14 protein-coding genes are annotated in these 12355 nt (G+C 66.4%); 5 read left to right on the top strand and 9 right to left on the bottom strand.

The genetic code is table 11. From position 1 onward, the window contains the following. Window positions 1-45: 45 nt before the first annotated feature. Window positions 46-246, bottom strand: a complete 201-nt coding sequence (locus tag QPK29_RS04550) for a hypothetical protein (RefSeq protein ID WP_056129694.1) — start codon at window positions 244-246, stop codon at window positions 46-48. Between the two features lie 161 nt (window positions 247-407). Continuing rightward, window positions 408-1454: a methyltransferase domain-containing protein gene (locus tag QPK29_RS04545; RefSeq protein ID WP_371771756.1), complete on the bottom strand. Its 1047-nt coding sequence runs from the start codon at window positions 1452-1454 to the stop codon at window positions 408-410. Window positions 1455-1523: 69 nt separating this feature from the next. Here QPK29_RS04545 and QPK29_RS04540 point away from each other — a divergent pair, with 69 nt between their 5' ends. Next, window positions 1524-2837, top strand: coding sequence for a diguanylate cyclase domain-containing protein (locus tag QPK29_RS04540; RefSeq protein WP_371771755.1), 1314 nt, complete (start codon window positions 1524-1526; stop codon window positions 2835-2837). 1 nt (window position 2838) lies between these two features. Here the strand turns inward: QPK29_RS04540 and QPK29_RS04535 are convergent, their stop codons facing one another. The 7 genes from QPK29_RS04535 to mltG form a co-directional block, all read right to left on the bottom strand. Further along, window positions 2839-3489, bottom strand: coding sequence for an ankyrin repeat domain-containing protein (locus tag QPK29_RS04535; protein ID WP_371771754.1), 651 nt, complete (start codon window positions 3487-3489; stop codon window positions 2839-2841). Window positions 3490-3491: 2 nt separating this feature from the next. After that, complete coding sequence (locus tag QPK29_RS04530; protein ID WP_056129685.1) at window positions 3492-4274, bottom strand: TatD family hydrolase; 783 nt, start codon at window positions 4272-4274, stop codon at window positions 3492-3494. Between the two features lie 337 nt (window positions 4275-4611). Beyond that, a complete protein-coding gene (locus QPK29_RS04525) occupies window positions 4612-5130 on the bottom strand; it encodes a GNAT family N-acetyltransferase (RefSeq protein ID WP_371771753.1) in 519 nt (172 codons plus the stop codon). A gap of 15 nt (window positions 5131-5145) precedes the next feature. Continuing rightward, window positions 5146-5547, bottom strand: a complete 402-nt coding sequence (locus QPK29_RS04520) for a PilZ domain-containing protein (protein ID WP_056129679.1) — start codon at window positions 5545-5547, stop codon at window positions 5146-5148. 13 nt (window positions 5548-5560) lie between these two features. Continuing rightward, window positions 5561-6583, bottom strand: coding sequence for a DNA polymerase III subunit delta' (locus tag QPK29_RS04515; protein ID WP_371771752.1), 1023 nt, complete (start codon window positions 6581-6583; stop codon window positions 5561-5563). A 2-nt stretch (window positions 6584-6585) separates the two neighbouring features. Further along, window positions 6586-7212 (bottom strand): dTMP kinase, encoded by a 627-nt coding sequence (tmk, locus tag QPK29_RS04510; RefSeq protein ID WP_056129675.1) that lies wholly within the window; start codon window positions 7210-7212, stop codon window positions 6586-6588. Window positions 7213-7227: 15 nt separating this feature from the next. Beyond that, on the bottom strand, window positions 7228-8229 hold the full coding sequence (mltG, locus tag QPK29_RS04505) for an endolytic transglycosylase MltG (RefSeq protein ID WP_200948995.1): 1002 nt from the start codon (window positions 8227-8229) through the stop codon (window positions 7228-7230). Between the two features lie 104 nt (window positions 8230-8333). Between mltG and ygfZ the strand changes: the two genes are divergently transcribed. The 4 genes from ygfZ to QPK29_RS04485 all read left to right on the top strand — a co-directional run bounded on the left by ygfZ (window position 8334) and on the right by QPK29_RS04485 (window position 12348). Beyond that, window positions 8334-9392 carry a CAF17-like 4Fe-4S cluster assembly/insertion protein YgfZ gene (gene ygfZ, locus QPK29_RS04500; RefSeq protein WP_371771751.1) on the top strand — a complete coding sequence of 353 codons (1059 nt, stop codon included), beginning with the start codon at window positions 8334-8336 and terminating at the stop codon, window positions 9390-9392. A gap of 5 nt (window positions 9393-9397) precedes the next feature. After that, window positions 9398-9676 carry a DUF4936 family protein gene (locus tag QPK29_RS04495; RefSeq protein WP_371771750.1) on the top strand — a complete coding sequence of 93 codons (279 nt, stop codon included), beginning with the start codon at window positions 9398-9400 and terminating at the stop codon, window positions 9674-9676. Next, window positions 9667-10425 carry an NRDE family protein gene (locus QPK29_RS04490; RefSeq protein ID WP_056129664.1) on the top strand — a complete coding sequence of 253 codons (759 nt, stop codon included), beginning with the start codon at window positions 9667-9669 and terminating at the stop codon, window positions 10423-10425. The genes QPK29_RS04495 and QPK29_RS04490 overlap by 10 nt, the downstream gene beginning before the upstream one ends. Before the next feature lie 84 nt (window positions 10426-10509). After that, window positions 10510-12348: a cellulose binding domain-containing protein gene (locus tag QPK29_RS04485; RefSeq protein ID WP_371771749.1), complete on the top strand. Its 1839-nt coding sequence runs from the start codon at window positions 10510-10512 to the stop codon at window positions 12346-12348. Window positions 12349-12355: the final 7 nt, after the last annotated feature.

Raw genomic sequence — 12355 nt, 5'->3', positions numbered from 1 at the left:
TCGTGTCCGTCTGTTAATCGGCGCACACTGGCCGGACGTCAACTTTCAACGTCTTACGCCTCCACCCAGCACGCGCGCCGGCAGCATGACGATCGCCCGCAGCAGCTCGAAGACGGCCTCGACGCCGATCCCGAGCAGCCGGAACGGCAGCAGCACGAGCCAGACGAGCGGATACATCACGAGCGCCAGCAGCGCGATCGGCCAGCACAGGAACAATAACACCAACCACACGAGGAAACCCAGCATCGTCAGCTCCATCTTTCAGGGCAAGGGCCGGTGCGGCCCGACGATGTGACTGTAGTTGTATGGACGCTAACCCGCAATGTTTCTGCGACGGACGGTCAGCGGGGGGAGACAAACGGGGCAAAAGCGGGGACGAGCGGACGCCGTCCCCGGCGGGAAAACGGTCAGGCCAGGACGGTGTCGCGGACCTGCACCGGCACGCCCGCCCGTTCGACGACCGCGGCGCGCATCGACGCTTCCAGCGACGGAATCGAGCCGCCCGCGCGGTAGGCAAAGCTCACCTGCACGATGTCGCCCGCCTGCACGTCCAGCGGCGTGGCCAGCGGCAGCATCATGTAGTGGTTCAGCCAGTCGATCGTCGTGCCGCGTTCCTCGACGATGGACAGCACGTTCTTGGTGATGAAGCGCAGCGCGTTCAGGCGGCCGCCCTGCTCCATGCGGAACTGGCCTTCCCATGCGATCGCGTCGCCGACGGGCTGGCTGAAATCCATGATCGCATACACGCCCGGCTGCGCCAGCTCGATGGTGCCCGGATAAATCACGTTGGTCGGCTGGAACTGCACGATCGGTGCGTAGAAACCCTCGAAATCGTATTCGAGCTGCAGCGGCTGCGCGGCCATGATGACGGCTTCCGGCATGAAGATCGGCAGCGGACCGCCGAAGCGCGCCAGGTAGCGCCGCTTGAACGACTCGATCACCTCCACCTGCTTTTCGCGCAGCATGCCGACGTGGATCATTTCGCAGATGACGAGATCGACGGGTTCCGGCGGCAGGTATTCGAACGCATCCGCATGGATGACCTCGACCTTGTGGCCGTTCGGGTTCATGGCGAGGAAGCGGCGCGCCTCGCGCACCATGTCCGGGTTGAACTCGACGCAATAGACCTGGGACGCGTTCTGGGCGGCGAAGTACGACAACACGCCCGTGCCCCCGCCCAGCTCCAGCACCTTCATGCCCGGCTTCACGGCGTGGTAGATCGCGGACTTGAAGCTGTGCATGCGGTTATGGTCCATCAGCATGTTGTGATGGTAGTGGACCGGAATAAACTGCCCCAGGTAGCAGCTTTCGATTTCGCGTTCGTTGAGCATGTGTTCCTCTGTGTCGGAGTATGCCTGCATTATCTCCATGCTTTTATGCAACTGATGCGCCGAGCTGACGGGGATTTGCCGGCCAGTTTGTCGGATCGATGGCACAGCCGGCCGGCGATGCATAAATAGCTTGACCTTTTTCCATGCGGGAATGCTAGTATTTTCCCACCGCTGTTTCCGTTAGCAGGCCCCATGGTCCAATCGATCCGTTCCCTGTCGGCGAATATTGCCGACCTGTTGCTGGACGTCGTTTTCCTGGTGGACCGGCGTGGCATCATCGTGGACGTCAGCGCCGGGTGCGAACGCATGCTCGGCTATCGTCCCACCGAGCTGATCGGTCAATACATGCTCGATTTCGTCGTGCCCGAGGACCGCGCCATCACGTGCATGGAAAGCGCGCGCGTGCAGGCGGGCCAGGAACGCGTCGGCTTCGAGAACCGCTACCTCCACAAGGACGGCCGCCGCGTCGACGTCATGTGGTCGGCGCGCTATATCGCGGACCACGGCCTGCGCCTGGGTGTCGGGCGCGACATCAGCGCCCGCAAGCGTGCCGAGCGGCGCCAGGCGGCGACGTACGCGATTTCCGAAGCGGTCTACCACGCGGGCGACCTGGCCGGACTGTGCGGCGAGATCCACGCCATCCTCGACCGCCTGGTCGGCGCGCCCGGCATGGTCGTCGTCAGCGACCCGACCCCGCAGCACGGCTTCAAGATCATCTACCAGCGCGACCACGATCCCAAGACGCGCCTGCCGTCGCGGGCCTGTCTCGCGCGCTGGCGCGCGACGGCGACGGCGCCGGACAGCGTCGCCTCGGACGCCGTGCGCCACGTCGGCGGCGGCCGCCTGAACACGTGGCTCATGATCGACCTGGGCGGCCCGGCGGGCACGATCGGCGCGCTGCTGTTGCGCGACCACGCCGGCACGGGATACTCTCCCGCCGACCGCGGCCTGCTGCACTTCGTCGCGGCCCAGGTCGGGCTGGCGCTGGAGCGCAAGCGCCTGCACGACGACCTGATGCGCTCCGCCTGCCACGACGAGCTGACGGGCTTGCCGAACCGCCGGCTGTTCTTCGACCGCATCCGCACGGCCGTCGCACGGGCGCGGCGCTGCCATTCGCGGCTCGGCCTGCTGTACGTGGACGTGAACGATTTCAAACAGGTCAACGACTGTTACGGCCACGCGGCCGGCGACGCGCTGCTACGGGAAGTCGCGGCGCGGCTGGTGGAATGCGCGCGCGAATCGGACACGGTGGCGCGCCTGGGTGGCGACGAATTCGTGCTACTGCTGGAAGACCTGCATGCGCCCGAGGACGCGGAACACTGCGCCGACAAGATCCGCGCCGCGCTCGTACGGCCCGTGCCGACGCAATGCGCGCCGCTGCACATCGGCGTCAGCATCGGCATCGGCCTGTTCCCCGATCACGCGGACCAGGTCGAGACGTTACTCATGCATGCGGACGCGCACATGTACACAAGGAAGCGCGCACACAAGTGCGGGGAAAGCTAGCTCAGCGGGCAGGCTTGACCTGGGTGTCGAGCTTCGCCGCGATGGAGGCGTGATCGGCCCGGCGCGCGATCTCGGCCGCCGTGAGGCCTTCCCCATTCTTCAGTGTCGGATCGGCACCCTGCCCGAGCAGGAACACGGCCGTGTCCTCGTGGCCCTCGCGCGCCGCCATCATCAGCGGCGTGAACTTGCCGCTGGCCGGCGGCGATTGCGCATCGATGCGGGCGCCGTGCGCGAGCAGCAGGCGCGCGATGTCGTCATCGCCGCTGGCGGCCGCGTAGTGCAGCGGCGTCCAGCCCGGACGGTTGACCGCGGCGCCCTTTGCAATCAGCGCCTCGGCGGCCGGCTTGTTGTGCTTGTACGCGGCCATCATCAGCGCCGTGTTGCCGTTCAGCGCAGGCGCATCGACGTTCGTGCCCGGGTGGCGCAGCAGCGCGTCGAACACCTGCATCGCGCCTTCGCGCACCGCCAGCACGAGGGGCGGTTCGCCGCCGACGGGATTGCCCCGGTTCGGATCGACCTTGCCCAATAGCGAACGCACCGTGCGCGCATCGTCCATCTGCACGGCACGGAAGAAGTCGCTCGTCTGGTCGGCCAGCGCCAGGGCGGGTGCCGCCAGCGCGGCGGCGAGCAGGATCGATCGAAGAAGGGTCACGGTCAGGTCCTCGCGGTCTTGAACAGGTTGAAGAAATTCTCGGTGGTGCGGTCGGCGATCTCGCGCAGCGGCACGTCCTTCAATGTGGCGAGATATTCGGCCACGTGCGCCACATAGCCCGGCTCGTTCATCTTGCCGCGGAACGGCACGGGGGCGAGGTAAGGCGAATCCGTCTCGATGAGGATGCGGTCCAGCGGCAGCGCCTGCGCCACCGCCTGCAAGTCCTTCGCACTCTTGAACGTCACGATGCCGGAGAACGAGATATAGAAACCCATCTCGATGGCGGCCAGCGCCACGTCGAGCGACTCCGTGAAGCAGTGCATGACGCCCGCGACGCCGCCCTTGTCCGTGCCCGCGCCTTCTTCGCGCATGATACGGATCGTGTCTTCGCTGGCCGAACGCGTGTGGATGATCAGCGGCTTGCGCGTCTCGCGCGACGCGCGGATGTGCGTGCGGAAACGCTCGCGCTGCCATTCGAGGTCGCCTTCCAGCCGGTAATAATCGAGACCGGTCTCGCCGATCGCGATGACCTTCGGGTGATCGGCCAGCTCGACGAGCCGGGCGACGGTCGGCTCGGGCGTGTCCTCGTAATCGGGGTGCACCCCGACGGACGCATAAATGTGCGGATATTGCTCGGCCAGCGCGAGCACGCTGGGGAACTCCGGCAGGTCGACGGAGACGCACAGCGCGTGCGAGACCTTGTTCTCGGCCATCTTGGCCAGGATGTCCGGCATCCTGGCGGCCAGTTCCGGGAAATTGATGTGGCAGTGGGAATCGATATACATCCCGATATTGTAACCCGTCGTTCCCGCGGAGGCGGGAACCCATGCTCACCGAATTCTGTGGCTCGGTATGGATTCCCGCGTGCGCGCACTAGTGTCCGGAATATTGTTTTCAAAAACCGTCAGAAATAGCATCGTCATTCCCGCGCAAGCGGGAATCCATACTGAGTATGCTAACTACGTTCTTCATTTCCACCTCGTTGGCTACAAAGAGTCGACTTCGAGCAGTCAGCATGGGTTCCCGCTTTCGCGGGAACGACGGTTTTTCCCTATGGCGGGCCCATTTCTCGACGGTAAAAATTATTCCGGACAGCAGTGCGCGTGCGCGGGAATGACGATGTCAGGCCACCCGTTTGCCGAGGATGATCAGGTCCCGCTCGATGCCATCCAGATTGGCCACGCGCGGAAAATGCGCCCACGTATCGAACCCATACTTGCGGAACAGAGCCAGGCTCGGCGCATTGTGGCCAAAGATAAACCCCAGCAAAGTATGCACGTTCACGTTCGGCGCGAACGCCATCGCCTGTTCCAGGCAGTAACGCCCGACACCCTTGCCGCGCCACGCTTCCGCGATATAGATCGACAGCTCGGCCGTGCCCGAATACGCCGGGCGGCCATAGAAATTCGAGTACGAGCACCAGCCGATCACGGCCGGCTCGTCCGACGTATCGGCCGCGTCGTGGATCACCCACAGCGGCCGGCGTTCCGGCGTGTGGTCGTCGAACCAGGCTTCGCGCGACTGCACGGTGACGGGTTCGGTGTCCGCCGTGACTTCGCGCGAGGCGATGGTGGAGTTGTAGATGTCGACGATGACGGGCAGGTCTTCCCTGCGGGCGAGGCGGTGTACGTAGGACGGCATGGTGAAACCAGGAAGTTACAGGGTATGGGTGGCGCGCGACGAACGCAGTGCGGCGCCGAGGATTTCTTCGATGCGCAGGCGGGCGCGCTGCCCGGTCTCGTCGGCCGGGAAGTGAACGCCGATGCCTTGCGCCTTGTTGTTGTTCGCACCGGCCGGCGTGATCCACGCGACCTTGCCGGCGATCGGGTATTTGTTCGGATCGTCCATCAGCGACAGGATCAGGTAGATCTCGTCGCCGATCTTGTACGGCTTGTTGGTCGGCACGAACATGCCGCCATTCTTCAGGAACGGCATATAGGCCGCGTACAGGGCGGCCTTTTCCTTGATGGCGAGCGACAGTACGGACGGCCGCGCCGGCTGGGGCGCGTTCGGATCGGCGGGCAGGCCGCTGATCGGACCGTTCGGCGATACGCTCATCATCTTCCTTTCATCACAGACCGCAACGGGCGGTGTAATCGAGCAACATGTCTTCGACAAACAGCTTCGGCGACAAGGGGTGATCGGCCACGGCGCGGCGCTCGTTCGTGGACTTGATCGCCTGCATCAACTGGGCGACGTGCACCCGTCCGGCCAGCGCCGCCAGTTCCCGCTGATATCTCGGATAATACCGGATGACGCCGGACAGCTTGTACGAAAACACGTCATACAGCCACCGCTGCTGCCACGCGACGAGGGCTGCCAGCGGCGCCTTGCTCAATTTGTCGGCACTGCGCAACGCGGCATCGACGCTCGGGTGCGCGAGCACGTGCAGCAGGCCGTCGAGCTCTTCGCGGCTTCCCGTCTCGGCCTGTGCCAGCGCCGCGAGCGGCGCGCCGCCCTGCTCGCGCAGCCACCCGTCCGCATCGGCAACGCCCTGCGCGTCGAGCCACGCCAGCGCCTGGGCGTGATCCGGCATCGGCAAGGCGAACTTGCGGCAGCGCGACAGGATCGTCGGCAGCAGCCGGTCCAGCCCGTTCGATGCCAGCAGGAACACGGTGCCCGGCGGCGGTTCCTCGAGCGTCTTCAGCAGGGCGTTCGACGCCGGCATGTTCAGGGCCTCGGCCGGGTACAGCACGACCACGCGCAGGCCCTGGCGGTGCGTCGAGATGTTCATGAAATCGGCCAGCGCACGCACCTGCTCGATCTTGATCTCTTTCGACGCCGTCTTCGACTTGGCCTTTTTCTCTTCGGCCGGCGCCTCGTCGCCCTCCGCGGAAGGCGCTTCGTCTTCCATCGCTTCCGGCCGCACGCGGCGGTAGTCGGGATGGTTGCCCTGGACAAACCAGCCGCACGACGCGCATGTGCCGCACGCGTGGCCGTCCGGCCTCATGTTTTCGCACAGCAGCGCCTGGGCGAACGCCTCGATGAAATCGGCCTTGCCGATGCCGGCCGGGCCATGGAACAGGATCGCATGCGGCAGCCGCACGCGCATCGCCTGCAGCCGCGTCCATGCGTCTTCTTGCCAGGGGTACATGCTCACAGCCAGGTCTCCAGGGCGGCCTGCAGCGCGGCGCGCACTTCAGCGATCGTCTTCGTCGAATCGATGACGACGATGCGTCCATTCGACGCCGCCGCGCGGCGCAGGTATTCGCCCCGCACGCGCGCAAAGAAATCGGCCTGCTCCATCTCGAACTTGTCGAGCGTGCGCGAGGCCGACAGGCGGGCCTTGGCGACGTCCAGCGGGACATCGAACAGCAGGGTGAGGTCAGGCTGCAGGTGCGGATGCACCCACTGCTCCAGCGCCTCGAGCTTGGCGCGATCGAGACCGCGCCCGCCGCCCTGGTAGGCGAAGCTGGCATCCGTGAAACGGTCGGACAGCACCCAGTCGCCGCGCGCGATCGCCGGTTCGACGACTTGCGCGACGTGCTCGCGCCGGCTGGCGAACATGATGAGGGCTTCCGTCTCGAGGTGCATTTTCTCGTGCAGCACGAGGTCGCGCAGTTTTTCGCCGAGCGGCGTGCCGCCCGGCTCGCGCGTCGAGACGACCCGCTTGCCTGCGCCTTTCAGCAGCGAGGTGACGTAGCCGATGTGCGTCGACTTGCCGGCGCCGTCGATGCCTTCGAAGGTGATGAAACGCCCGCGGGTGGCATCGGTTTGATTCATGGCATTCATTCGTAATTACTGCGACTGGTTGCGCTGGTACTGGTTCACGGCCTTGTTGTGCTCATTCAGGTTGACCGAGAAGTGGCTGGTGCCGTCGCCGCGCGACACGAAATACAAGGCTTCCGTCTTCGCCGGCGCCGTCGCGGCGGCCAGCGATTGCACGCCCGGCAGCGCGATCGGCGTCGGCGGCAGGCCGGCGCGCGTATAGGTATTGTACGGGGTGTCGGTCTCGAGGTCCTTCTTGCGGATCTTGCCGTCGTATTTCTCGCCCATGCCGTAGATGACGGTGGGATCGGTCTGCAGCAGCATGCCCGCTTTCAGGCGGTTCACGAACACGCCCGCGATCATCGCGCGTTCGCTCTTCTGGCCCGTTTCCTTTTCCACCAGCGACGCCATGATCAGCGCCTGGTACGGCTCCGTGTACGGCAGGCCCGGGTCGCGTTTTTCCCACGCGGCCTTCAGGCGCTTCATCATCATCTCGTGCGCCTGCTTGTAGATCGACAGGTCGCTCGCGTTCTTCGCGAACAGGTACGTATCGGGGAAGAACAGGCCCTCCGGCGCCTTGTAGTCCGGGGCGATCTTCGCCAGCAATTCCTGGTCGGACAGCTTCGCCGTCTCGTGCTTCAGGTTCGGGGCCGCGTCGATGGCTTGCCGCATCTGGCGGAACGTCCAGCCTTCGATGATCGTCAGCGATTCCTGCGCGAACTCGCCGCGCACGAGCTGGGTGAGGAGACGGCGCGGCGACGTATCCGGCTTCAGCTCGTAGCTGCCGGCCTTGATCTGGCCCGCCTTGCCCGTGATCCGCGCCAGCACGCCGAACAGGAACGGGTTGACGGGCACGCCGGCCGTCGCCATCTGCTGCGCGGCGCCGGCCACGTGGCTGCCCTGCGCGATGGCGAACGGGATGACGGCCGCGTTTCCCGGCGTGATCGGCTGCTTGCTCCACCACTGGAAGCCGGCGCCGGCACCGACGGCCACGATGACGCCTGTGACGATGAGTTTTTTTATGAATGCCATGCTGGACCTGGTTTTTTGCCGTCGTCGGCGCATTTTCGAAGGCGAACTTATAATGAGGCCGTAATCATAAAGCCGATACAGCCAAACCGGAAATAATTCGTGTCATGAACCATTGGATCGAACATCTCGCCACCCTGGGCGCCCGCTTTCAACCCGATAGCCCGACGCAGGTCGAGGATTTCGGCCGCGTACTCGCCACCGCCGACCTCGAACAGGGCTTCGCCGCCCCCGTCACCGACCTCGGGCTCATGGGAGTGTCCGGCGAAGACGCCGCGAGCTTCCTGCACAACCAGCTGACCAACGACGTCGAGCACCTCGGCCCGTCCGAAGCGCGCCTCGCCGGCTATTGCACGCCGAAGGGCCGCCTGCAGGCGACGTTCCTGATGTGGCGCGATGCCGAAAGCATTTATCTGCAGCTGCCGCGCGCCATCCAGGCGCCGCTGCAAAAGCGCCTGACGATGTTCGTGCTGCGCGCGAAAGCGAAGCTGCGCGACGCCACCGACGAGGCGCGTAACGCGGCCATCCTCGGCCTGGGCGGCGCAGCCGCGGCCGACGCGCTCCGTGCCCGCGCCGGCACCCTGCCCGACGCACCGTACGCGAAAGTCGACGGCGAGGCCGGCACCGTGATCCGCCTCGCCGATGCATTCGGCCAGCCGCGCTACCTGTGGCTGACGACGGCCGATGCCGCCATTGCCGCGCTGGCCGCGTGGAAGGGCACGTTCGCGCTGGGCGGCAACGCGGCCTGGCAACTGGCGGCCATCCACGCCGGCGTGCCGCAGATCGGCCCCGGCACGCAGGAACAGTTCGTGCCGCAGATGGTCAATTACGAACTGCTCGGCGGCGTCAATTTCAAGAAGGGCTGCTATCCGGGCCAGGAAATCGTCGCCCGCAGCCAGTACCTCGGCAAGCTGAAACGCCGCATGGCGCTGGCCACGCTCGCCAATGCGGCCGCGCGTCCGGGCGACGAAGTCTTCTCCGTCGCCGACCCGGACCAGCCGTCCGGCATGATCGTCAACGCGGCGCCGAACGGCGCGGGCGGGGCCGATGTCCTCGTCGAGATCAAGCTCGCGGCGCTGGACGGCGAGGTGCGGCACGGCTCCGCCGGCGGCACGAAGCTGAATTTCCTGCCGCTGCCGTACGCGCTCGACGCACTCGACGTTTGACGCACATGATCGACCTGTACGTCTATTACAAGGTGCGCGAAGCCGACGCCGCGGCGCTCGCGCCGCGCGTGCGCGCGCTGCAGGCGGGCTTCGGCGTGCCGGCGCAGCTGAAACGCCGGCCCGACGCGCGCGACGGCCTGCAGACCTGGATGGAAGTCTACCCTGGCGTGGACGACGCCTTTCCCGCGCGGCTCGACGCCGCGGCCCGCAGCGCCGGACTCGCAGGCCTCATCGAGGGCCCCCGCCGCGCCGAAGTTTTTACGGATCTCCCAACATGTGCCTGATCGTTTTTGCCTGGCGCGTGATCCCCGGCCTGCCGCTGGTCGCCTGCGCCAACCGCGACGAATACTATGATCGTCCCGCCACCCCGGCCGGCCCGTGGCCGGACGCGCCCAACATCATCGCGGGCCGCGACCTGCGCGGCGGCGGCAGCTGGATGGGCGTGACGAAGGATGGCCCGCGCGGCCCGAAATTCGCCGCCCTCACGAACATCCGCTCTCCCAGCGACTGGCGCACGGATGCGCCCACGCGCGGCGCCCTCGTCGCCGATTTCCTCAAGGGCGGCGACGATGCGCCGGCCTACCTCGCGCGCATCGCGCCGGATGCCGATGCCTACAACGGCTTCAACCTGATCCTGGGCGACCGCGACGGCATGTATTGGTTCTCGAACCACGCCGGCGGCGACCCGCGCAACGGCCAGCCGCTGGAACCAGGCATCTACGGCGTGTCGAACGGACTGCTCGATGCGCCGTGGCCCAAGGTCGTGCGCACGAAGGCGACGTTCGCCAGCCTGCTGCTACAGGGCGCACCGGAAGAAGCGTATTTCGAGATGCTGGCCGATACGACGCGCGCACCGGACATGCGCCTCCCGGACACGGGCGTTCCGCTCGACCTGGAACGGCAGCTGTCCGCCGTCTGCATCGAGATTCCGGGTTACGGCACCCGCACGTCGACCGTCGTGAAACTGTACGGCGATGCCGAGCCGGAGCTGCACGAGCGCGTTCTGAAACCTTGCGACCAGGCCGCGGCCTGATTGGATTGCCCCTCGGATGGGGGCAGGAATTTCCGCAGCGCACTGCTAATATTGTTGCTCTACAGTAACAACAAGGAGCAGAGCATGCGCAAGGCAATCAAGGTACTGGCCGGGCTGACGCTGATGGCGGCCCTGCCGTCGTTCGCCGCGACCCCGGGTACGCAACCAAAGTGGGTCACCGGCTATTACGGCGGCTATTTCTGGGACAACGCCGACTACCAGAAGCCCGAGCACGTCGACATGACGGCGCTGACGCACTTCGTGTTCGCCCGCATCGGGCCGGGCGGGGGCAAGTCCGGCCAGCCGGGCGAGGTCGTCCCCGGCGCGGGCAACGCGCACGACAACCGCGACGTGGGCCCCGGCGCCGCGTACGACTGGACGGTCGAGGAATTCCTCGTCAAACGCGCGCACCAGGCCAACATCAAGGCGCTGATCATGCTGGGCGGCGAAGGCGACAACGCGGGCTTCCTCGCGTCGACCGCGCCCGCCGTGCGGCCGGCGTTCGTGAAGAACCTCGTCGACTACATGGTCGCGAAGGACTACGACGGCATCGACGTCGACTGGGAAGGCCTCGACAGCAAGAACCCCGACGAGGCGGCGCGGCTGGAAGCCCTCGTGATCGACCTGCGCAAGGAGGCGAACGCGCGCCCGCGCTACCAGGACCGCCCGGTGATCATCACGTACCCCGCCGGGAACATCAACACGAACATCGACAAGGTGACGCCGCACGACGTGCGCATGGCCGGCCTTGTCGACCAGTACAACTTCATGAGCTACGGCGTCGGCTGGTTCGGCCAGGGCTGGGCCAGCAACACGTTCGCGCCGCTGACGGGGCACACGCCGAACCGTCCCGTCTCCATCGCCGGCACCATCCAGGCCTACGTCGATGCGGGCGTGCCGCGCACGAAACTCGGCATGGGCATCGGCTTCTACGCTGCCAACTACGCGCCGCCGTTCACGGGACCGGACCAGGAGACGGACGGCGACCTCGGCAAGTGGTCGGTGCTCGACTACCGCTGGAGCTACACGATGCTCCACAAGTACGGCTACCTGGACAAGGGCATCTACGCGTGGGACGCGCCGACGCAGACGAGCTACCGCGTCTACCCGGGCGGCTACACGCCCGCGGACCGTCCGGACTGGCCGAGCGGCTACATCAGCTACGAGGAACCGGCGACCATCGCCGCGAAAGGCGCGTGGGCGCAATCGACGCGCGACGGCGAAGGCGCGGCCGGCACGATCATCTGGCTGGTCAACTACGGCACGACGGACGGCGTCGACAATCCGCTGCTCACCGCCGTGAAACAGGCGTTCCTCGACCCGACGGCGACGGCGCCCGGCCCGTACCCGAATCCGCTGCCGCCCCCGCCGCCACTGGACCTCGACACCCGGCTGGATGCATCGAACGACTGGGGCACCGGGTATTGCGGGACCTTGACGGTGACGAATGTCGGCGCAGCGGCCGGCTACTGGAGCACGACACTGCCGTTCAAGGACAAGCTGACGTCGTTGTGGAACGCGCAGTACACGCTGGAGAATGGCGTCCTCGGCCTGCAGGGCCCGGCCTACGACCGCAAGCTGCGTCCGGGCCAGTCGACGCAGGTGGGCCTGTGCGCGACCCGTCCGGCCACGCCGACCGAGCCGCCCCCGCCGCCGCCCGCCGGCGCCGTCACCGCGCAACTCGTGATCACCGCCGACTGGACGAGCGGCTACTGCGCCAAGGTCGCCGTCACGAACAACAGCGCCGTCAAGGTGGCCGGCTGGACCGTCGATGTGGCCAACGTCCAGGGTACGCTCTCCGGGCTGTGGAACGGCAAGTACACGATGGACGGCACGACGATGTACCTGTCCGGCCCCGACTGGAACCGGGACCTGGCTGCCGGCGGCACCAATGACGATGCGGGGTTCTGCGCCAGTCGCTGATACACTG

The organism is Massilia orientalis, assembly GCF_030411975.2.
GTDB classification, from domain to species: Bacteria; Pseudomonadota; Gammaproteobacteria; order Burkholderiales; family Burkholderiaceae_D; genus Telluria; species Telluria orientalis.
This window is presented reverse-complemented; position numbering and strand designations above follow the sequence as displayed.

What these genes read in the sequence shown, in the direction of transcription:
- mltG (WP_200948995.1), bottom strand. Translation starts at nt 8,229, where the DNA reads ATGGCATTCATAAAAAAACTCATCGTCACAGGCGTCATCGTGGCCGTC.
- QPK29_RS04525 (WP_371771753.1), bottom strand. Translation starts at nt 5,130, where the DNA reads ATGCCGTCCTACGTACACCGCCTCGCCCGCAGGGAAGACCTGCCCGTC.
- QPK29_RS04515 (WP_371771752.1), bottom strand. Translation starts at nt 6,583, where the DNA reads ATGTACCCCTGGCAAGAAGACGCATGGACGCGGCTGCAGGCGATGCGC.
- QPK29_RS04490 (WP_056129664.1), top strand. Translation starts at nt 9,667, where the DNA reads ATGTGCCTGATCGTTTTTGCCTGGCGCGTGATCCCCGGCCTGCCGCTG.
- QPK29_RS04530 (WP_056129685.1), bottom strand. Translation starts at nt 4,274, where the DNA reads ATGTATATCGATTCCCACTGCCACATCAATTTCCCGGAACTGGCCGCC.
- QPK29_RS04520 (WP_056129679.1), bottom strand. Translation starts at nt 5,547, where the DNA reads ATGAGCGTATCGCCGAACGGTCCGATCAGCGGCCTGCCCGCCGATCCG.
- QPK29_RS04545 (WP_371771756.1), bottom strand. Translation starts at nt 1,454, where the DNA reads ATGCATCGCCGGCCGGCTGTGCCATCGATCCGACAAACTGGCCGGCAA.
- QPK29_RS04550 (WP_056129694.1), bottom strand. Translation starts at nt 246, where the DNA reads ATGCTGGGTTTCCTCGTGTGGTTGGTGTTATTGTTCCTGTGCTGGCCG.
- QPK29_RS04540 (WP_371771755.1), top strand. Translation starts at nt 1,524, where the DNA reads ATGGTCCAATCGATCCGTTCCCTGTCGGCGAATATTGCCGACCTGTTG.
- tmk (WP_056129675.1), bottom strand. Translation starts at nt 7,212, where the DNA reads ATGAATCAAACCGATGCCACCCGCGGGCGTTTCATCACCTTCGAAGGC.
- QPK29_RS04485 (WP_371771749.1), top strand. Translation starts at nt 10,510, where the DNA reads ATGCGCAAGGCAATCAAGGTACTGGCCGGGCTGACGCTGATGGCGGCC.
- ygfZ (WP_371771751.1), top strand. Translation starts at nt 8,334, where the DNA reads ATGAACCATTGGATCGAACATCTCGCCACCCTGGGCGCCCGCTTTCAA.
- QPK29_RS04495 (WP_371771750.1), top strand. Translation starts at nt 9,398, where the DNA reads ATGATCGACCTGTACGTCTATTACAAGGTGCGCGAAGCCGACGCCGCG.